The 20,627-nt window shown below is 62.1% G+C and carries 20 protein-coding genes; 7 read left to right on the top strand and 13 right to left on the bottom strand.

Annotated features, from left to right (window positions below; genetic code table 11):
* Positions 1-22: 22 nt before the first annotated feature.
* From E4K64_RS01840 to E4K64_RS40145, 5 genes are all read right to left on the bottom strand, one after another.
* A complete protein-coding gene (locus E4K64_RS01840) occupies positions 23-349 on the bottom strand; it encodes a GcrA family cell cycle regulator (protein ID WP_135161887.1) in 327 nt (108 codons plus the stop codon).
* A gap of 39 nt (positions 350-388) precedes the next feature.
* Positions 389-580 (bottom strand): hypothetical protein, encoded by a 192-nt coding sequence (locus E4K64_RS01835; protein WP_135161886.1) that lies wholly within the window; start codon positions 578-580, stop codon positions 389-391.
* Between the two features lie 147 nt (positions 581-727).
* Entirely contained in the window at positions 728-1,039 is a 312-nt protein-coding gene (locus tag E4K64_RS01830) for a hypothetical protein (RefSeq protein ID WP_135161885.1), read from the bottom strand.
* Positions 1,040-1,192: 153 nt separating this feature from the next.
* Positions 1,193-1,408: a dodecin family protein gene (locus tag E4K64_RS01825; protein ID WP_135161884.1), complete on the bottom strand. Its 216-nt coding sequence runs from the start codon at positions 1,406-1,408 to the stop codon at positions 1,193-1,195.
* 100 nt (positions 1,409-1,508) lie between these two features.
* Entirely contained in the window at positions 1,509-1,739 is a 231-nt protein-coding gene (locus tag E4K64_RS40145) for a hypothetical protein (RefSeq protein ID WP_167771746.1), read from the bottom strand.
* A gap of 143 nt (positions 1,740-1,882) precedes the next feature.
* Here E4K64_RS40145 and E4K64_RS01815 point away from each other — a divergent pair, with 143 nt between their 5' ends.
* The gene (locus E4K64_RS01815) at positions 1,883-2,848 is read left to right on the top strand and encodes a c-type cytochrome (RefSeq protein WP_167771745.1); all 966 of its coding nucleotides are present in this window, start codon (positions 1,883-1,885) and stop codon (positions 2,846-2,848) included.
* A gap of 41 nt (positions 2,849-2,889) precedes the next feature.
* On the opposite strand, the gene E4K64_RS01810 is transcribed toward E4K64_RS01815, so the two are convergent.
* Entirely contained in the window at positions 2,890-3,261 is a 372-nt protein-coding gene (locus E4K64_RS01810) for a hypothetical protein (RefSeq protein WP_235884473.1), read from the bottom strand.
* 391 nt (positions 3,262-3,652) lie between these two features.
* Here E4K64_RS01810 and E4K64_RS01805 point away from each other — a divergent pair, with 391 nt between their 5' ends.
* Positions 3,653-4,039 (top strand): nuclear transport factor 2 family protein, encoded by a 387-nt coding sequence (locus E4K64_RS01805; RefSeq protein WP_135161882.1) that lies wholly within the window; start codon positions 3,653-3,655, stop codon positions 4,037-4,039.
* 1,228 nt (positions 4,040-5,267) lie between these two features.
* On the opposite strand, the gene E4K64_RS01800 is transcribed toward E4K64_RS01805, so the two are convergent.
* Both E4K64_RS01800 and rocF read right to left on the bottom strand, forming a co-directional pair.
* Positions 5,268-8,645: an ATP-binding protein gene (locus tag E4K64_RS01800; protein WP_135161881.1), complete on the bottom strand. Its 3,378-nt coding sequence runs from the start codon at positions 8,643-8,645 to the stop codon at positions 5,268-5,270.
* Between the two features lie 348 nt (positions 8,646-8,993).
* Complete coding sequence (rocF, locus tag E4K64_RS01795; RefSeq protein ID WP_135161880.1) at positions 8,994-9,971, bottom strand: arginase; 978 nt, start codon at positions 9,969-9,971, stop codon at positions 8,994-8,996.
* Positions 9,972-10,221: 250 nt separating this feature from the next.
* On the opposite strand from rocF, the gene E4K64_RS01790 reads away from it, so the two are divergent.
* Entirely contained in the window at positions 10,222-10,482 is a 261-nt protein-coding gene (locus E4K64_RS01790) for a hypothetical protein (protein ID WP_126255632.1), read from the top strand.
* A gap of 33 nt (positions 10,483-10,515) precedes the next feature.
* Here the strand turns inward: E4K64_RS01790 and E4K64_RS01785 are convergent, their stop codons facing one another.
* Together E4K64_RS01785 and E4K64_RS01780 are read right to left on the bottom strand one after the other, a co-directional pair.
* Entirely contained in the window at positions 10,516-13,257 is a 2,742-nt protein-coding gene (locus E4K64_RS01785) for an EAL domain-containing protein (RefSeq protein ID WP_135161879.1), read from the bottom strand.
* 59 nt (positions 13,258-13,316) lie between these two features.
* On the bottom strand, positions 13,317-14,549 hold the full coding sequence (locus E4K64_RS01780) for a FecR domain-containing protein (protein WP_135161878.1): 1,233 nt from the start codon (positions 14,547-14,549) through the stop codon (positions 13,317-13,319).
* 130 nt (positions 14,550-14,679) lie between these two features.
* Between E4K64_RS01780 and E4K64_RS01775 the strand changes: the two genes are divergently transcribed.
* The 3 genes from E4K64_RS01775 to E4K64_RS01765 all read left to right on the top strand — a co-directional run bounded on the left by E4K64_RS01775 (position 14,680) and on the right by E4K64_RS01765 (position 18,065).
* Entirely contained in the window at positions 14,680-16,476 is a 1,797-nt protein-coding gene (locus tag E4K64_RS01775; RefSeq protein ID WP_135161877.1) for a ShlB/FhaC/HecB family hemolysin secretion/activation protein, read from the top strand.
* A 155-nt stretch (positions 16,477-16,631) separates the two neighbouring features.
* A complete protein-coding gene (locus tag E4K64_RS01770) occupies positions 16,632-17,462 on the top strand; it encodes an alpha/beta fold hydrolase (RefSeq protein ID WP_135161876.1) in 831 nt (276 codons plus the stop codon).
* Positions 17,463-17,747: 285 nt separating this feature from the next.
* A complete protein-coding gene (locus E4K64_RS01765) occupies positions 17,748-18,065 on the top strand; it encodes a c-type cytochrome (RefSeq protein ID WP_135161875.1) in 318 nt (105 codons plus the stop codon).
* A gap of 292 nt (positions 18,066-18,357) precedes the next feature.
* Here E4K64_RS01765 and E4K64_RS01760 read toward each other — a convergent pair whose 3' ends face one another.
* Both E4K64_RS01760 and E4K64_RS01755 read right to left on the bottom strand, forming a co-directional pair.
* Entirely contained in the window at positions 18,358-18,699 is a 342-nt protein-coding gene (locus E4K64_RS01760; protein WP_126255626.1) for a phasin, read from the bottom strand.
* Between the two features lie 125 nt (positions 18,700-18,824).
* Positions 18,825-19,010, bottom strand: coding sequence for a hypothetical protein (locus tag E4K64_RS01755; RefSeq protein WP_007601490.1), 186 nt, complete (start codon positions 19,008-19,010; stop codon positions 18,825-18,827).
* Positions 19,011-19,656: 646 nt separating this feature from the next.
* Between E4K64_RS01755 and E4K64_RS01750 the strand changes: the two genes are divergently transcribed.
* Entirely contained in the window at positions 19,657-20,013 is a 357-nt protein-coding gene (locus tag E4K64_RS01750; protein WP_126255625.1) for a hypothetical protein, read from the top strand.
* 14 nt (positions 20,014-20,027) lie between these two features.
* Here E4K64_RS01750 and E4K64_RS01745 read toward each other — a convergent pair whose 3' ends face one another.
* On the bottom strand, positions 20,028-20,603 hold the full coding sequence (locus E4K64_RS01745) for a hypothetical protein (protein WP_135161874.1): 576 nt from the start codon (positions 20,601-20,603) through the stop codon (positions 20,028-20,030).
* Between the last annotated feature and the right edge of the window lie 24 nt (positions 20,604-20,627).

Genomic DNA, 20,627 nt, shown 5'->3' with positions numbered 1-20,627 from the left:
TAACGGCGTTCGCGGTGAACTCTTAGCCGGTATTTTTGACCGCCTCAGCCAGGATCTCGTAAAGCTGCTGCTTGCTGAATTGCTTGGGCTGCTGCCTCTCAGGTGCTTTCCGCGACACCTTCTTTGCGACTGGACGGGTGCAAGCTGCCGACGTCGGCTTCAGCTTCGGGGATGGCCTTATCTTGGGCCTTGCCGTGGGCGGCCTGTGGCCTCGCTTCAGTCCCTGACGGGTCAGCATCCCGCAGACCGCATTACGACTGCATCCGAGCCGACGCGCTATCTGCGCCGCGCTCTGCCCCGCGGACCAGAGCCTGGTGAGGAGCCCAATGTCTTTCGCATCCCAGCCCATGGGGGATATTATAGCGCCGATTGCCAAGCACGCGTCAATCTAGTCTTCGTCCGGCTCGCGCACGACCGCCGGTTCGTCTGCGTCATCCTCCTCGTCGTCGTCTTCGTTCTCCTCATCTTCCTCCTCCTCATCTTCATCAGGATCTCTTGGCGGCTCCGCGGTGCCCATAAGCACGGGCGGTGTCCAGCAGACCGCCGTGATGGAAAATGCTTCGAAAATGTGTTGCTTCATGTCGTTGCTGCTCCTCGAAAGCCCCCGCGGTCGGATGTTCCTGAGCGGCGGCACGCGTAGATCCAGGACGCGATTGTCGCGAACGCGAGGGTGGACATCAGGTCGATGACATGAGCAAGGGCAGCACCCGTCATGGAACTGGCGACGCTACTTTATGCCGGAAGATCCATCAGACTCTATGTCCACCAATAGCTCGCCGCTGATTATTTCGGGAACCCCAAGATCGAGGTCATGCAGACTTGCCTGAACAAACGCCAGTATCTTGGCGTTCGCTGCGTTGGCGCTTTCGCGGTCATCGAATAACATCACGGCGATACCGACGCCGTCGCCCGCATCCAACACATGGTAAGATCTAAATCCCTGCGATTGCCTCAGGATCTCACCGACGCCGCTCTTGGCGCGACGAGCGGCGTCCGCAACCGAACGAACCTTCGTGTACTTGCGAATGACCATGTACATGGGGCCACCACGCGCCATACGCTCTCTCGCATCAGAGCACATCCGTCCCGGTCGGACCAGTGCCAACTTCCGGGATGGACCACAGCGCCCGGCATCCGTGCAACGCACTTTTTCCAATGAGCACCTCGCCCGCAAGGGCGAGGTGCTTGAGGCTCAGGTGCCCTCGAACTTGAACGACACGTTGAGCTTGGCGCGATAGGCCTCGACCTTTCCCTTGTCATCTAGTTGCATATCGAGCTTGACGACCTCTGCAATGCGAAGATCTCGCAGAGATCTAGCGGCTTGCTCGACCGCATTGGCAGCCGCCTTCTCCCACGAGTCGGTGCTGGTGCCGACCAGTTCAATGACCTTGTAGACGCTATCGGGCATGACGTCCTCCTATTCGGTAGAGGCCGGAAATCTAGCATCTGGAGCCCCGACACCGATACTGCTGCGGAAAAGGGTCCGATAGGCTGTCGCTTTTCCGTCCTCAATTGTGGGCTCGTTCGAAGCCGAGGACTTCGTTTTCGCGCTCGATGTCAATTTCCATTTCCAGCCACGGCTCGTCGAGCGGAAGCGGTTGTCCGACGCCACAAGTATGTTCGACGGCGAAGAAGCGGGCTGCTGTTGATAGAATAATATCCCGCATGTCGCCTTCTGGCCCTTCGGCGAGGTGGCAACATCGCTCCACGAGGTTCGCTTGTTGAGGCTTGGCGAACAAGATTTGCTCAGGTTGAGTTCTTCACATTTTGACCCGTAGCGGACGTCAGGACGGCCGGCCTTAATAGCCAAAAGAGCCAATTGCTCCAGCTCGGACTTACAGCTAATTTACTTGTCCTCGCTGGCCAAAAGCCGGAGGCGAACATGGCACGATTGGGCCCGGCCGCTCAGGCGTTAGGTGCACTCACCATAGTTTTCGTTTATGCGGCGGGCGCGCACGCGCAGATCACCGACAAGCCGCCGTTCTGGGCCTACACTTACAACCCGCCCGACTTCAAGCCGCCGCCCGATGACGGCCAACCTCGCCACGTTCCCGACAGCACGGCGAGCTATACAGTCCCACAAACGCGCGATCGCTTCCTGGCGCCGGATTGGCACCCAGGTGACCATCCGGCGATGCCGGCGGTCGTGGCGAGCGGCCGCCAGCCTGACGTCTACGCCTGCGGCTTCTGCCATCGTGCTTCAGGCACGGGTGGTCCGGAGAACGCTGACATCGCCGGCCTGCCGGTCCCCTATTTTATTCAGCAGATGCAGGACTACAGGAGCGGCAAACGCTCGACAGCACTACCCGACCGCATTCCGCAAGCATGGATGATCTCGCTCGCGAAGGCAGCGAACGACGACGAGATCAAGGCGGCGGCTGAATATTTTGCCGCCATTAAGCCCAAGAAGTTGGTCGACGTGGTGGAGACTGAGACCGTGCCGAAACCGACGGTCGCCGGCTGGTTCTTCATCACTAAACACGATGAACGCGAGCCGATCGGCATGCGCATCATCGAGACGCCGGCGGACGTCGGCCGCTTCGTCAACCGCGACGCGCGCGTCCGCTTTACCGCCTACGTGCCGCCTGGTAGCGTCGCTGCCGGCCGCGGGCTGGCCGCGAAGCCGGAGATCGCCTGCGCCGCCTGCCATGGCGAGAAGCTGACCGGCACCGACGTCGTGCCGGGCATCGCCGGGCGCTCGCCGACCTACATCTTCCGCCAGCTCTACGAATACCGGCATGGCTTCCGCGCTGGGCCGGAGAGCAAGCCGATGGTCGACGTGGTCCAAGCGCTCAACGAGGCAGACTTTTTGGCACTTGCCGCCTATCTCGGCACGCTGGAGCGGTGAAGCGGCCGAGCGGCATTGACAAGCGACACCCCGTTGCCTGGTCAGTCATTCACGCCGATGTCTGTAAAAAGGAACCCTGCCGGCGTCTTGGTAAAGACGAAGATGAGCTCGCCGCAAAAGACGAGGTAATTGTCATTTTTCTCTTGATCACGATCGTAAACCGCCTTGCCGCGCTGGATACACGCGCGATTTTTCGCCGTGAACGAGGTTCGATAGGTCTTGGCCCGAAATTGCGCGGCGTCGCGAATTCCGCTGTCGTTCATGAACGGCAATCGTGTCATACCAGCGACGGCGGCGGAGTCGTTTGTCCTCAGCGCCGCGCGAAACTTCTCGATGAAGCCATCGAATTCCTTCTGCAAGGCAGGAGAAGCAACGGCTTCCTTCGCCTGGGCGCCGGCTAGAGGAACGTTCACGAAAGCGGTTGCAAGAATAAGTCTTAGAAAACATCCCACGGGTCGGCTCCGTCCATCGCATAACTACTTCCGACCGAAAGAAATCCATGGCATTCCGTTGCGTCAAGGACTTTCTGGCTCGCCGGGCGCAACTTCAACTCCGCCCAGGCGTAGACCAGCAGCATTTGCCCGAGCATGCGTTGGCATATTTTTGCCGCGCCCGCTTATGGTCCGTTGCCGCCGTTCGCTGACGGGGGCCGCTATGTCTGCCTTCAGGAGATAAGCCGACCTAGGCTCAAGTTGGTTCGGAAGTCGGCCTGTGAAAGGCGACATCGACCAGACGTTTAGTCGGTCCTTCAACTCACCTGTGTGCCTTTGTGTTATTGTAGCTCTTTCGACGATGGAGGGAAGGATGGACATTCGATCGAAATTGACGGCGCTGTGTGAATCGTTCAACGCGCACGACTTGGATTCCATCATGGAGTTCTTTGCTGACGATTGTGTCTTGGAGATGCCGAGGGGAAGCAAGCCTTGGGGCTCTCGCTTCGAGGGCAAACGCAAGGTACGAGACGGGCTCGCGACGCGCTTTGCAAGCTTACCGGATGTTCACTACGGCGACGCCGAACATTTTGTGGATACGATGGCAAACACGGGCATTTCAAAATGGACGCTAACGGGCACTACAGGCGAGGGAAAAAAGATCGAGGTTCGAGGATGTGACTTTTACACTTTTCGCGCGGACGAGGTGATCCGCAAGGACTCGTATTGGAAGATTGTTGAAGGACCTTCGTCAGCTTAACGACGCACATGTCCGAATGTGGACCCTTGACCGAACAATGCTGAGAACATCGTATTGTTGGCTATCGGCGGCAGACCGGACGCGGCGCCGTGCTCACTTCGACCGCTGCTTGTGACCCATAACCGACCGTAGCGGCGCGGCGGACGACCCCGATCAACTGTTATCGCCGATTCCTGTACATCCCACCGAGTGTACCAACTACCGACCCGAGGCAAAGAGGGGCACCAACGCCGATCATTACCCAGAATGCGAGTAGCAGGAGGTGAGCTGCCAAACCTGCTCCTATGACGTCACCTCTTAGCCAAAGAGGTGCTGCTGCTGTCACGATCAACAGAGACCCGGCAATGGCGATTTTCATCCAAGATGTTGAGCGGGGATCACGCCGCGCGAAGTGAAATGCCCCTCATGCGGCCGTGGAGGCAAGGACCGCCCATAGGATGCCAAGCGAGAGCATTAAAGAGACAACATCCTCCAATCGACTTCCAAGCGATAGGGAAAGATCGGTGCACAAATCTTCGCCTATCAGATTATAAATTCGAGCAAAATCCGTCCATCACTCTCAAGGTGGGAGGTCAGCTTATGGCCCTTCGGCGAAGTGGCAGCATCGCTCCACGAGGTCCGCTTATTGAGGCATGGCGGACAAGATTTGCTCAGGTTGAGTTCTTCGCATTTTGCCCCGGAGCAGAAGTCGCGTTAGGCGGCGCGATCCAATCGGTAACCAACGCCGCTTTCGGTCAGCCGGGGCTAAGCATGAGTAACCGGACAGCGACAAGAAACTTTATTAGAGCGGTCGCCTGCGCCGCTTGGCCCAAATACCTCGGACTTTCGATCGCTTGCGACTGCTTCTTTCAACGGTCTTCCGCGGGGAGCTTTTTCATTCCATCCTTTTCATCGGGAATGATCAGGGTGAGCGATCCAGAACATCTCCCGAAGACTCGGATCGCAGTGACAATCTATCGTCGCCAAACTGGCCAATGAACGTGGGCTTTGTGGTAGTGATCGCGCTAGTATTTGCCCTCGCAATGGTGCGACGCTCACCATAGCGATTCTCTCACGTAGACATTGAAAACCTGTCAACAACGGTTACGGCGTCAAGGAGTCCGGAAATGGCCCTTCGCGACGGGTTGGGAGGCGCTTGGCCATTCCCGAAGTTGAGGGCAGACCGGACCTGACTGCCCCCGGCAAAACCGGCGCTGTTGACCCTGAGCGGAAGTGGTGAACCGAGCGGTTAGCGGATTCCTGGGCTCGAAGGCCCCGCGTTGGAAAGATCGTCGAGCAGATCCTTCGCACCTTGCAGGTCCGGCGTTTCGAAGCCCTCCGTGAACCAGTCGTGGATCGGCGCCAAGAGATCATACGCATCGCCATGTCGGCCCTGGTCGCGCCAGAGTCGGCCCAGAGCTACGGCAGCGCGAAGCTCCCATAATTTCGCATTCTGATTTCGGGCGACGGTGATTGCCCGTAGCAGACAGGCCTCCGCTTGCTGATCGTGGATCGACAACAGCGCCGCGCCTTTGATCCGCAGCATTTCGGCTTCGAGCCAGCAATCTCCGTTGCGCCCCAGAACAGCCAGAGTGTCATTCACGATATCCAATGCTTCCGTCGTCTGGCCGGTCGCGATAAGGGGCTCCAGCAACGCGCTGCGAATCAGAGGCAGTTCGATTTCCGCCCCCGTGGATTGATAGAGGTGAACACCTTGGCGGACCATGGCGATCCCATCGGTCAGCCGACCCTCTTGGATCATGATCCATCCTCGGCATACGATCGCCGCCGCCAACCAGAACGGAAAGCGTTGTTCGGTGCACACATTAAAGGCGGCTTCCGCCTGTGGCCTCAGTTCCTCGACGTCGCGACGCAGGAGCAAGTATGCGCAACCCATTCCAAGGTTACTCGCTACCGCGAAGACATGAGGCAATTGCTTAACCCGCGCCATCATTTCCCTATGGAAAGTTGCCGCTCTACTTGGGAATCCGAGAGCGAGCCAGACCCATGACAGGTAGGTCAGAATCGAGGCGTGGAAATCAATCCCGTAGGTAAAGGCCAGCTCCTGGTGTCGCTCGGGATCATAGAGGCGGAGCGCTCGGCTCCAATGCTCAGAAGCCGACGACAGTTGGCCCTGGTGCTGCAGAACAATCGCGACCAGATGGTGCCCGATGAGCCGATGCGTGGCATCGTCTTGCCGTTCGGCAATCTCAAGCATCTCCGTAGCGATCTCAAGCGCCGCGTTCAATTCGGCGGTGACGTAGTAAAAAAGGAAAAGCCCAAACATCACCGGAAACAGCTGCGGAGCCTCACCAATCTCTCGGCACAGCTCGTGCGCTCGAGCATAAGCGCGTCCGGTCTCAGGGGCGGAGAACCCCCTGGCCGCCATGAGCGCTTGACCGAGCACTGCTTGAAGTCCCAATTCCTGAACGTTTCGTTGAATCGGGTCCGACAGCGAGGGTACCAGTTCCAGTCCCCTCATCACTTGCGTGATGGTCTCCGCGGTTGCCGAGCGCATTAGGGCCAGTTGCCCCGCCCCTAGGCGATATTTGACCGCCCGCTCCACGAGCCCCGCTTCCGTGCAATGGTGCGCCAGCAGCTCGGGCTGGGTCTGTACAATCTCCGCGAACTCCGCCTCCAGCACGGTGGCGATGCGCGCATGCAGCTCCCGGCGCTTTGCCCGCAACAGCGTGCCGTAGGCCGTATCCTGGACTAGCGCGTGTTTGAAAGCGAAAATGTTATCTGGCGATGTGCCCCGCCGAAGTATCAAGCCCGCTTCCAAAAGCCCACTCAACGCTCGGTTCAGCTCGGTTGAATTCCACCGGGCCGCCGCGCTCAGGACCCTGTGGGAAAACTCTCGGCCGATAACGGCCCCGAACTGTGCGATCTCCTTGGCCGCGGTGCCGACATGGTCAAGACGTGCCATCAAAGAGGCATGAAGCGTCGAAGGAACAGCGATAGTGCTTGATTGGGTTCTCCCAAGCAATGAGCGAGGATCAACTTCGCCAACACCTGCCTCCAGCACCGCCTTCGTCAGTTCCTCTACAAAGAGCGGCACACCATCCGTGCGGTCGACGATCTCGGCCAGAATGTCGCTCGGCAGCGGATTGTTACCGGCGATTCCGGTCACCAGTGCAGCGCCCTCCTCTCGATTGAGGCGACTGAGGGAAACCACAGTAACTTCCTGAGCCCATGACGGCACAAATTCGGAACGGCACGTAACGAGAAGCAGTACCGGCAGGCGTTTCACCCGCTCAACTGCAGCATCGAGCAGTTCACGGGAAGTTGGATCAATCCAATGCACGTCCTCGTATACCATCAGTATCGCCTGCTGCCGCGACAGCAGTTCGAGCTGCCGGAGAAGTGCCTCCAAGGTTTCTTCCCTCTTTCGTTGTGGGCTGAAGTTCAGCGAAGGGTAGCGATCAGCGGTAGGCACGGACAGCAGTTCGGCGAACAGTGCCACGTCCCCCTTCGGCGTTGCCGTCGGGACCAGCAGGGCCTCAATTTTGTCGAGCTTTGTCTCCAGTGAGTCCTCGCGCTCAAAGCCGGCCGCGCGTTCCAGCTGGGCGATGTGCGGGTGCAGCGCGCTGGCCTGATAATTGGGCGAGCAGAAATAGCGCAGGCGGACGTGTGGCTCGTTGTCGATGCGCTCTTGCAGGGCCTTGGAAAGGCGAGATTTGCCGATGCCCGGCTCGCCTGAGACCAGAACGACTTGGCCCTCGCCTGCCTTGGCCTGCGCCCAGTGCTGCAGGAGTAGGCCAATTTCCGCCTCGCGCCCAACGAGCAGCGCCTCACCCGACCGGAGTGCCTCGAAGCGGCTTTCAACGGCGCTCTCGCCCACGACCCGCCAAGCCCGGATCGGCTCGGTATAGCCCTTGGCTTCCAGTGCACCGAGATCGTCATAGTCGAAAAGTCCGGCCGTAAGCCGGCGCGTGCTGGCAGAGATCAATACCGTGTTCGGCTCAGCCAGACCTTGCAGGCGGGCCGCAAGGTTGGGCGTTTCCCCAACAACTCCACGTTCCTGCGCGGCCCCCGAACCGATGAGGTCGCCGACAACAACTAGACCAGTCGCAATGCCGACGCGGACCCGCAGCCGCTCCGATGTTTGCAGCCGTCCGACGGCATCGACCAGCGCCAGACCAGCCCGCACGCCGCGCTCGGCGTCATTCTCAAACGCCTGCGGGTAGCCGAAATAGACAAGGACCCCGTCGCCCATGTACTTGGCTACGAAGCCCTCATGTTGCCCCACCACATCGGCTACGCAGGCTTGGTATATCCCGATCACCTCGCGCATGTCCTCTGGATCAAGTCGCGCCGACAGTGCCGTCGAGCCGACCAGATCGCAGAACATCACCGTAAGCTGACGACGCTCCGCCTCGGAGGGCGGCCCGGTCATTCCCGCGGCGGGTGGTGTTGTGGGAGGGGCCGTCGCCGGAACTGAGCAGCCGGCGCGCAGGGCAGCGATTGCCGCGAGCAACTTTCGGCGATGGCCGACCGAGCTGACGCCAAGTCCGATCAGGTCCTCAGCCGTGAGATCGGCGAGGACCTCGGCGTCGACGTGGTTCTCGCGGAACGCCTGCTCGTATTGTCCCAGCCCCTGACCACGCAGCCACGCCGCGACATCCATGGGCTCCTCCCGGCTCCGCCATCCGCAGAGCGCTACGTGCTCCAGCCTACCTCAAAATGGCGTGCGGGGGGCGCGGTGAAACGTCACGAGTTGGGGAGGAATGGCCGCTTCTGGCCCTTCGGCGAAGTGGCAGCATCGCTCCACGAGGACCGCTTGTTGAGGCTTGGCGGACAAGACTTGCCCAGGTTGAGCTCTTCGCATTTTGAAGACCAAACGGACACGAGCCCTGCCTGGGCGCGAGCTGACCGGATTTATCAGCACACGCCCTAAGTCTTCCGACCCTCGTGACCGGGAATTCTGACGCAGGAGCCGTCTTGTTGAAACTCACCGTCTCGGTCAGCCGCCGCTTCACTCGCCCGGAGCGATCGCGTTGCTCGGCGTCGGCCGGTCGGTGATCTGCTGGCCGAACAGGCTGCCGATCAGCTCGACAGCCGTGCGCGCCGTCCGGCCGCGTTCATCCAGGAAGGGATTGAGCTCGACGATGTCGACCGATCCGACCGCGCCGGAATCGTGCAACAGCTCCATGATCAGGTGTGCCTCCCGATAGGTCGCACCACCCGGCACCGTGGTGCCGACGCCCGGCGCCACGCAGGGATCGAGGAAATCGACGTCGAAGCTGACATGCAGCACGCCGTTGCTCGCCTTGACCCGCTCGATGACGCGCCGGATCAGCACGGCGACGCCGAACTCGTCGATCTGGCGCATGTCGACGACCCTGATCCGCCGCGCGCGCATCAGCTCCTTTTCCAGCTTGTCGATCGAACGCGCGCCAAACAGGTCGAGCCTGTCCGGATGGATCGACGCGCGCGGATCGCCGCCGAGCAGGCCGTCGAGGCCGGGTTCGCCGCACAGAAACGCGGCCGACATGCCGTGCATGTTCGCGGTGATCGTCGTCTCCGGCGTGTTGTAATCGGGATGGGCATCGAGCCAGAGCACGAACAGCTCCCGGCCCCGCTCCTGCCAGTGGCGCGCCATGGCATTGACCGATCCCATGGACAGCGTGTGATCGCCGCCCAGGAAGATCGGCAGCGCACCGGTCTTCGCGATCTCATGGCCTTTGCGGCTCAGAACCCGTGTCCAGCGCTGGATCTCGCGGTAGTGATTGGCTCGCTCCGGCGGCCTGTCGGTGAGGTCCCGGACTTCGCTTGCGGAAAGATCGCCGTAGTCGACGACCTCGAAATCCAGGCTTTCGAGCAGTGTCGCAAGGCCCGCGGTCCGCAGCGCCGCAGGCCCCATCAAGGTGCCGCGCTGCGATGCGCCCATATCGATGGGCGCGCCGAGCAAAGCGATGCGCCGGGCTCGATCCGTCATGGTCCGATCGGTCACAGCCGCCTCCTCAGTCAACAAGGTTGATCCAGCCTAACAGAGATTCGCATCCGTCGTTTCACGGGGGCGCTTCGCTTCGGGAGGAACAAAAGCCCGCGCGCCGAATTGCCCATCCAAGGCCGGCACCCGCCGTTAAATGACGGCGCCTGTCGCGGATAGCCAAAGGTCGTCAGACCCGCTGTTCAAAACAAGCGCTCGCGCGGATAGCCAAAGGTGCCGGCCTCCGCCATCAGGCTTGGAGGTCGCGCACTTGAGCACGGAGATACCGGAATCCACGTCCCAACCCGGCATGGCCGAGCGTGCCATCGATACGGCAGCGGATGTCTCCCGCACGATCGGTGAGGTCGCGGGCGGCCTGCACGCGGCCGTCGATCGTTTCACCTCGACAATTGAGGAATCGCGCAAGCCCGGCGGAGCCCTCGCGACGGTCGCGGCGATCACGCGCGAAGCGCCGCTTGCCAGCCTGTTCGTGGCTTTCCTCTTTGGCGTCGCGGTCGCACGGCGGCGCTAGAAACGAGCCGCCTGCTCGGCCAAACCGTCCTGCTCAGGCAGCGGTGACCGCGTCCAGCGCGGCCGTCAGAAATTGCCTCTCGAACGCCTCGGCAGGCATCGGACGTCCGAAGAAATAGCCCTGCCCTTCCTCGCATCCCAGGCTGACCAGGAAGTCGGCAGTGGCGCGGTTCTCGATGCCTTCGGCCACGACCGTGAGACCGAGCTGCTTGCTGAGGCCGATAGTCGAGCCGACGATCGCGGCATCGTCGGAATTGGCAAGCAGACCAAACACGAACGACCGGTCGATCTTGAGCCCGTCGAGCGGAAACTTCTTCAGATAGCTCAAACTCGCGTAACCGGTGCCGAAATCATCGAACACGACCCGGACGCCGAGGTCCTGAATCCGCTTGAACATGGCAAGCACGCGGCGCTCGTCATGGAGCAGGATGTCTTCGGTGACTTCGATTTCGAGAAGCGACGACGTCAGCCCGGTCGCCTCGAGCAGTGCTGCAACCGAATGCGCGAGATCGCCGGATTGCAGCTGCGAGGGCGAGAGGTTGATGGCGACGCGCACGTTGTTGCCGGACAATTCCCAGGCTCGCGCCTGACGGCAGGCCGTCTCCATCACCCAGTTCGCGATCCGCTCGGACAGGGCCGAGGTGTTGACCACCGGCATGAATTCGGCCGGCGAGACGTAGCCGCGCACCGGATGTCGCCAGCGGATGAGCGCTTCGGCTCCGACCAGGCTGCCGTCGATCAGGCGGACCTGCGGCTGATAGAACAGCTCGAACTCGCCGCGATCCGCAGCAAGCGCCAGCTCGCTCTCCAGCGTCAACCGGTTCTCCAGCTCCTGCCTGATTGCGGTTTCGAACAGAACATGGCCGCCGCGCCGCGTCGCCTTGGCGCGGCTCAGCGCGAGATGGCCGTTGCTCAGGAGATCGTCGGCGGTTTGCCCGCCTTCCGGATAGACGGCGACGCCAACGCTGATCCTGATGCGGTGCTGCCGGGTGCCGGTCGCGAGGGGGGCTTCAAAGGCTTGCGCGATGCGCTCGGCGAACGCCGCGACCGGCTCGCCGATATCAGCGCAATCGAGCGCGATGGCGAATTCGTCGCCGCCGAGCCGGGCGACGATTGCCTTGCCATCGACTTCGGCGCGGAGCCGCTCGGCGACCGCGCACAGCACGAGATCGCCGGACGAGTGCCCGAGCATGTCGTTGATCTGTTGGAAGCCGTCGAGCCCGAGCACGAGCAGAGCAACGCCGGACGACCGGCGCTCCGCCGCGTCGATCAGGTCGCTAAGGCCCGTGTGCAGCATGTTCCGGTTGGCAAGGCCCGTCAGCACGTCATGTTCGGCCAGATATTGAATACGTTCAGCTTCGCGCTTGCGGACCGAGATATCGCGCAGGATCGCGCCGTATTGAAAGCCGTCCGTTCCCTGCCAGCCCGAGAAGCTCGCCTCGACGGGGAAGGTTTCACCAGTCTTGCGCCGGCCCTCGAACTCGACGACCACGGCCCCGCCAGGAACCAGCAGCGCCTGGCGCGCGGCGTCGTGCATGGACGGTCTGGCATCGCCGTCCACCGGCACAGCGCACAGCGTTTCGAACGGGCGTCCGATCATCTCGGCCGGCATGTAGCCGAAGATCGCGCTCGCGCCCGGATTCCAAACCGTGATCCGGTGATCCTCGTCGGTGCAGACGAGCCCGTCGCCAAGCGACATCGCGATGCGGTGAAAGCGGCTCTCGGCGATGCGCCCCAGCAGCCTACGGAAATCGATTTCGTCCAGCGCAATCGCGGTCAGATAGGCGACGATGGCAATGTGAAAAAGCGATGTGTCGATGACGAGGGACCATCTTGCCTGCACCAGGGCCGCGGCCAGCTCGATGGCCGCGCCGGCGGCGACGAGGACCGCGACGCGAATCCCTGGTGCGAGGCGCCGCCACGAATACATCATCAGCAGGGCGATCAGGCCCAAGCCCAGGATCATGCCGGTATCGGAGGTCCAGCGCAGCATCCGGCCCTGAAGGATGGATTCCGCGGCCAGGGCCTGGAGCACCGGCCCCGAGACGATCCTGCCGTTGGGAACGCTGAAGCGATCGCCAAGCTCGAGCGCGGTGGCCCCGACGATGACCTTCTTGTCCTTCAGACCATTGAGAGTCGCGGCATCGCCGCGCAACACGTCGACGTAGGAGACGGTCGGAATAGAAGCTGCACGAATGCTGAAATCGATCAGGAAAGGCGGCCGCCGATTGGCGTCCTGCCCGGCCAGCACCACGGCCATCGACGGAACCACGGCATCGCCGAGCTTCTCGCCGAACGGATAGCGGCGAACGAGCCCGTCGGATTCGATTGCGACGTTCACGACCGCCGGCCACGACTGGTTGGCGAACGGCTTCAGGGGACGATTGACGTGCGCCGCGCCACCATTCGGCGTCGGCTGCTTGAAGGACGGCAGGATCGTCGAGCCGCCGGCATCGCGAAGGGCCTTGACGAAAGCCTCGTCGGAAGCCGGATCCGACGGCGTGCTGAAATCGACATCGAACGCGATGTCCCCCGCGCCGGCCGCCTCTAGTCTCTTCAGCAGGTCGGCGTGAAGCCGGCGCGGCCAGGGCCACACGCCAATCCGATCGATGGATGGTGCGTCGATGGCCACCACGACCACCTTGCCGCTGGCGTCACGCGACTGCCAGGTGAACCGCAGATCGGTGAGCGCGTTGCGAAGTGCACCATGCCATCCCGTGGACAGCACGATCGCAAGCGCGATCACAACCAGAATATGCGGCCGATAGCGTTTCACTCCGATCCTCCCCCGTCCCCGCTTCTGCGGGTACGCCCCTCATCCCCTAGGAAATCGCCTCAGCGTCTGCCGTAGGCGTGACCATGACCATTGCTGCCATTGCCGCCGCTATTCCCATTGCCGTTGCCATTGTTGCCCTTGCCGTTGCCGGTGGCACCATTGTTGCCGTTGTTGCCGTTGTTGCCGCTGTTGCCGCCGCCATTGCCGTTGTTGCCATTGCCGGAATTGCCGTTGCCGCCGGCGTTTCCGTTGCTGGCGGCCGCGGCGATCGCGGCGCCCGGGTTCGACGCGCTGTTGCTGACGGAAGCTGCCGCACCGCTGATCGTCGACACCGTCTGGGCTGCGGTGTTGGACGCGGTGGTGCTGGTCTTGCCGTCGCTCCAGACCGTCTCGGTACCGGCGTTGGCGTTCGCGTTGCGCAGCTGGCCGGGAGCAACGGTGCCGTGGGCGAGCCCACGCGTGACCTTGTGGAAGTTCAGCTTGACCTCGCCGAGCGAGCTCGAGATGCGCACGATTCCGGCCTTGGAAACATGACCTCCTGCCGCCTGATGCGATTGCTTCGGCGCCCCGGCAACCTTGGTCCCCTTGTCGATCGGACCGAGCGCGTGGATGGCATGGCCGTTCGCCGCATTGCGCGGCGCGGACAGGCCTGATTTCGGCACGGGCACACGCTCGATCGTGGGAGTGCGCGGCTTGCCGTGCTCGATCGGGTTGAACGTCCCTGCACCGCTCAGCCTGAGGCCGGGCTTGCCGTGCTCAGAGACGGTTGCAGCCTGTCCCTTCATGACCTGGGCAATCTGTCCCGTCCTGAAGTCGGAGACCTCGACCTGGCCGCGGAGCACGCCGACCTTGGTGCTGCCCGCCTCCACCGTGACGCTGAACTGGGTTCCCTTGACCACGGCGGCGAGATAGGGCGTCTCGACCTCGAAGTGCTTGACGTTGCGCTTCTCGACTTCGAGCAGGATCGAACCCGCCTGCTGGATGATGGTGGTCGAGAGTCCGTCCTTCTTCTCGGCCGGCAAGCCGACCACCGAGTTCGGAGAGATCAGGATCGTTTCCTCGCCGCGGACCAGCAGCACCCGGCCGGTGCGGCCGGTGCGGATGGTATTGCCGGGCTTGAGCGTCTCTTCCTGGTTCAGCGCGACCTGTTGCGCGCCGTCGGTTGCGACCCACACCTCACCGGTGGCCTTGCTGATCGACCAGACGCCATCCTCCGCCGCGAACGCGCCGGAAGCCGTTCCAAGCGTCAGCGCCACCACGAAGGCACACCGCATTCCAATTCTGCCGAGCATGACGATCCTCAGTCCGCGTTACAGCCAGATCTGAGGGGTATCCGAAATCACTCAAGAGAGGATTAGCGGGAAGCGGCCAGTGGAGCGGCGCCATTAACCAATCATTGACCATAAAAAACTATGAAAAATCATGCAGCTAACGAACCTTTTCCGCCCGGCGACGATTCCTCCGTCGAACTACGGAGAAAGTTTCGCCGCGCGCGTCGGGAAGCGGCATCTCATTACCGCGTTGGCCTTGTTGGTCCCGATTTTGGCCGGCGGTCCCCAAGCGTTCGCACAGCAGGCGAACCAGCCAGGCTTCGATCCGCGCCAGCCCGAGAAATATTTTGAAAACCAAACCGAACGGGAAAAGTTGAGCCGCCCGCCGGTCAGCCTGCCGACGGTTGGCCAACCCAACGCCGGCGGCGATACCAAGCCGCAATTCGTCCTGCGCGGCGCTAACGTCAGCGGCGCCCACGCCGTCTCCCGTGATCGCATTGCCGCAATCTATCAGCCCTACCTCGGCAAGAAGGTCTCGCAGGCTGATCTCGCCGGGATCGCCGGCGCGATCAGCGATCTCTACCGCGCCGACGGTTTCCATCTCAGCCGGGCGATCGTGCCGCCGCAGGACATTGCCGACGGCCGGGTCCGGATCCAGGTGATCGAAGGCGCCATCGTGCAGGTCGAGCTGAAAGGCGACGGCGCCGAGCAGTTCGGCGTCAGGCCAATGCTCGAGCCGGTTCTCACCGAGCAGCCGTCGCGCCTCCCGACACTCGAACGCCAGCTCTTCCTCATCAACGCCAGGCCGGGCGTTCGGATCACCGACAGCGCGCTGGAGGAAATCGGCAGCGGGTCCGGCCGCTTCCGTCTCACCGTCTACTTGAAGACCTGGCACGTCTTCTCCTCGTTCGGGCTGGACAACCTCGGATCATCCTCGGTGGGCCCGTGGCAGACCTACGCCACCGGCGCGTTCAACTCCTACCTCACGCCCGGAGACACGCTGGCCGTCAACCTGTCGACCATTGCCAACGATCCTCGCCAGCTCGGCTTTGCGCGGCTATCCTATGACGCGCCCGTCGGCGTCGACGGCGTACGTCTCGGCGCTTCCGTCCTCTACAGCGCGGTCCGACCAGGCGATGCCCGCCGCCTGGACAGCGACATCACGACGACCGAGGCCTTCGAGCTGCGCGCCAGCGTCGTTCCGCTGCAATCGCAATCCTCGACGCTCACGCTGACCGCGGCGACGACCTTCAGCAATGTATCCGAGCACGACGTTTACGGCCCGTGGTACAACGACCACATCAGAACGGCGAGCCTGACCGCCGACTATCGGCTGCAGGATCCATTCGGCGGCACCACTTTCGCGACGCTGACCTATCGCCAGGGCCTCGACGTCTTCGGCGCCTCGCACTTCGACGACGATCTGTTGTCGCGCAACGGCGCTTCCTCGAACTTCTCGGTGCTGAACCTCTGGTTCACGCGCTACCAGACGCTCAACGATGCCTGGTCACTCAAGCTCGCGGCGGCGAGCCAGACAGCGTCGCGGCCGCTGTTCACCTCGCAGCAGTTCTATCTCGGCGGTGCGGCCTTCGGCCGGGGTTACGGCGCAGCCGAGATCAGCGGCGACAACGGCCTCGCCGGCTCGCTCGAGTTGCGCTTCGATCAGAAGCTCAATTTCCGCTACTGGACCGGCTATCAGCTCTATGCCTTTGGCGACGCCGGCGCCGTCTGGAACGACGGCTACCGCTTGAGCGAAGGCCTGTCGCTGACATCGGCCGGAGCCGGTGTCCGCTTCTTCCTGCCAAACGATCTCCAGGCCGATCTCGGCGTGGCCGTGCCGTTGAGCTACCGGGCGCCGGACAACGAACGCCGCAGCCCCCGCCTTCTGTTCACATTGTCGAGCGCATTCCGGCTCTGCCCCGAACGCGGCAGGTCGGGCTGTCTCTAGCCGCCCGGTCGTTTGCGCAAGTGGCTCCCCGGCATATGGCCATTGCGGCCTTGCTCACAGAGTTGCCTAAATTTAATCCCGTAACCTGCTCACGATCGCTCGATCGGAGAGTTCCCAATGACCATGTTCAGCCGAACGTGATTTGAGACGAAGCCATGAAGAGGGTGTTTGCGGTCCTGGCGTTTCTCTGCGTCCTCGGCGTCGGGGAATATCTCGTCGTCAGCCGGTTCGCGATCCGCCATGAGACTTTGGCGCTGTTCGACGCCTCGCGGCAGCGACCGATCTCGGTCGAACTGGCGGTGCGGCGCGATTACGAGACCAAGGCCAATCTCGGCCTCTTGAAACTCCCGCTTGCCATCATCAGTAACGGCAATACCGTCAAGGCCACCGAATATTCCTTCCTCGCCAATGCGCTCGCCGCCCGCGGCTATCTGGTTGCCAGCATCCAGCAGGACCTGCCGAGCGACCCGCCGCTGATGACCCGTGCCGGTCAGCAATATGTCGGCCGGCATGAGGTCTATATCCGCTGCGAGGCCAACATTCTTTTCGTGCTGGATACACTGAAGAGGCAGCAGGAGAACGTCGATTACGACCACATCACCCTCGTCGGCCACTCGAACGGCGGCGATGTCTCCATGTATGTCGCCCATCAGCACCCGGAGCTGGTGTCGAAGGTGATCACGCTCGACAATCTGCGGGTGCCCTTCGTGGTCAGTGACGGAATGAAGATCCTGTCGTTCCGGTCGAAGGACCCGCATTTCGTGACCGATCCCGGCGTGCTGCCGACGCCGGAAGAAGCCAAGGCGCGCGGCATCGCCATCGTCCAAACCGGCGCGCAGCACACCGAAATGAGCGATCGCGGCCCCAACTCGGTCAAGGAGAAGATCCAGGAGACGCTCGACCGCTTTCTGCGCGAGAGCGCCAGCAGCGCGCTCGCGCCGGCCGATACGAAAAGCCCGATGATCATGAATCCGGGCGACTATTAGCCGGGAAAGCTTTGCGGCAGATCAAGGCGGCTCCGAGACGGCAGGATAGAAAAACCACATGGCCTCGGAGAGACAGGTGTCGCATTCTATCGAAAGTCTTGATACGAAGGGTCTCGATGCAAGAAGCCTGAGCCTGCCGGCGGCGAGAATGCCGGCAGTCGTACGGCATCTCTATCGTTCGGTCCGCAAGCTGCTGCGGTCGATCATCGCCCGCATTGATCTCTCGCAATTTCCGGGATCGTGCTGCGGATAGGCATGGCGGACGGAACGCATGAAGGTTGCCCGATGCACCAGCATTTGAGACGAATCTGCCTGTTGCTTGCCGTATCCTCGAGCATCGGCACGTCGCCCGCGCTCGCAGCCGATGCCGGCCACGGTGCGGACCTCGCCAAGCGCTGGTGCGCAAGCTGCCATATCGTCGCCAACGGCCAGACCCAGGCGAGCGCCGACGTCCCCTCCTTTGCCTCTGTCGCGCGCAGGCCAGATTTCAGTCCGGAGAGGCTCGCCTTCTTCCTGCTCGATCCGCACCCGAAGATGCCGAATTTCCCCTTGAGCCGGACCGAAGCGGGCGACATCGCGGCCTACATCGCATCGCTGCGCTAATGCATGATCCGGAAAAGCGCGCAGCGGCTTTCCGAAAAGATCATGCTCAAACAATACCCCCAAAGCACGATGACGATTCTTCCTGATCTCATCGCGCTTTGGTGGCGCGCCGAGCACGGGACCTGCCACACATAAAAATCCCTGCCGGAGGACCGACAGGGATCAGCAGAAGAGATGACAGACGGCGAACAAGGTTATTCGGTGGCCCGTCATGGATCTGCGCCAGCATCGAAATGCGGATCGCCGTGCCACGCAAGTTCAATTTGTGGGCACGCTGCGCACAGGTCGAGGATCAGGACTTGCCCTTGCCCGATTGCATAAGACTGCCGGTCATCTGGCGCATGTGATCTCCAGCACTGGTGAACTGGCTGCGCAGGAAATCGGACTGGATTCGCATCGCTTCCTGAAGGTCGGTAGCGTGGACCAGCTTGCGCGCATGCTCGAAAGCCGACTTCATATTCTGCTCAGTGAAATTCAACGCTTGCTTCGACACCTCCGTCCCCGCGCCTGGAACGGACGTCATTGACTTGCTGGCGGCTTCGAAAAACATGCCGAACGCTTTTTCGGCCTGATCAATCGTCTTCTCGGCCAGGTCACGCAGTTCGGCCGGAACTTCAAGCTTCGGTTCGATCATGGTCGCACTCCTCCCGTTTTCCCAACTGAATACCACATTTGCCCGATCGCCTTCCAGCGGCCAGCTTCGGGGAAACCTCGCCGGGGGGCCTGGCGAGGGCAGGAAAGCGAAGAGACGGGCCGGACTCAGGACAAGGGGTGCTCAGGAAGGGCTTCTTCGGTGGCGAGGTCTTCGACCAGCTTGATCACCTCGAAACGCTGTCGCGGCGCGAGCTTAAGGAACGCGCGGAGCAGGCGCAGACTTTCGACCGTGCCGCTTGCGGGCGCGCCGAGCTTGAGGTGCAGTTCAGCCGCGAAATTGAGGTTCTTCATCTTGCACCTTAGACAAGCGTCGGCCTTCGTGATCCGCTCGAGACCGAGCGCCGCAACAAGACGCCGCAGTAAGACGCCACAACAGACCTATGGCGACGAACTGTCGGCCGGGTGGCCCCGGCCGGCTGGCACGCTGAACGACATGTCCGGCAACGCTCAACCATCTGGTTGTAACTATGCCAAGGAACAACCCGCCCGGCAAGTCCGACAGTGGGTGCAGAGATGCTTCATCTGCATCGCAGCACGGCAATTCCGGATAACAGGATTATCGACCGCCGTCACCCACCTGCGTCAAGAAGCGGCATCTATCACGCAACACAGCCTCGACCGCTGTCAATGGGCACAACGTTTCGGCTCGTTTCCGACATGAATGCACATTGGCTGCATGCGAGCACTTCTCGGCGCGTACACGTAATTGTTGAGTCTGACCCCAGCGGTTGTATCGGCGGCAAATGAACCTCGACCTCGAAAGCTGATCTCCAGCGTCCCGATCTCGGCGCGGCTGTCGCTCGTCGGTCGGGATGTCCGCCTGTGAACCATTGTCCATAAGCGAGCGACCAAGCCGTTGCGACACGGCCACGCAGATTACGGGCGCCATGGCTGAGACTCTTCGATTCGGGCGCGCCTCAGCACCAAGGATGACGACATGATTTCTCGCTGCGATCTCATCAAGGGCGCCGCGGTCGCGCTTTTCACCCTCTCGATACAAGGCGCATGGGCGCAGGAGACCAAGATGAACCTGTTCAAGATCATCACCATCAAGGACGAAATCGTGATCGGGTTATCGGCAGAGGAGCTCCACGGGCTCGGCGGCAATGATGCGAGCGCGGTTGCGCACGCGCTCGCGCAGAAGGGCGATCTCACCGTTTGGCAGTACAACGTGCATCGCGGCCCGAACGGCGAATTGCAGCAGGCGCCGACCGCCAAGATCGGGCTTCTGGCCAATGCCTCGCTGCGCGTCGAGCCGTACACGACGCCTTATAAGATCGTACCACATCCATAAGCGACCGACTGTCTTCACCCGCGCCGCTCCGCCCGTCGGGCGCTCGTTTCCGTCGCAAAGCCGTAGACCAGCGCCAGCCGGTCCAGACATTCGCGAAAGCGCCGCGCAAAATAGTCGTTCCAGCGCTGCGCCCGAACGGCGCGACGCGCGCCGACCTGATCCATGGTGAGGCCCAGGATCAGCACGTCGTGCACCAGCGCGGCGCCGTCGGTGCCAAGCTCGCGCTCGACCCGGTTCAACCGCAACACCGCCTGGCGCTGGCTCTCGGTGACGGGGTCGCGCGTGCGCGTACCGTCGACATATTCCCGGGTCGGGTCCACCGCCTGAGGCCCCCGCTCCGCCCTCTCCCAATCATTCTGGAAGGCACGCCCGCCGCGGTATTGCGCCTCGTCGATCTGGTGGTGTGCGTGCAGCCGCCCCAGCGGATCGCCGCGGATCGACCGGATGGCCAGGATCTTCTCACCGGAATCGAGCGCCAGCGGATTGTCGATCTCGACCTCCGCCACTTCGGCGTTGAACGGTACCTCGCGGGACCGCCGGTCGTAGATCTGGGCCAATTTGTAGGACCTGTTGCGTCGGACACGAGCCACTCGGATACTCCTTGCGAAATGGAC

It is taken from the genome of Bradyrhizobium frederickii (assembly GCF_004570865.1).
Taxonomy (GTDB): Bacteria; Pseudomonadota; Alphaproteobacteria; order Rhizobiales; family Xanthobacteraceae; genus Bradyrhizobium; species Bradyrhizobium frederickii.
The sequence above is the reverse complement of the archived record's forward strand: the minus strand, read 5'-3'. Positions and strand labels throughout refer to the sequence as shown.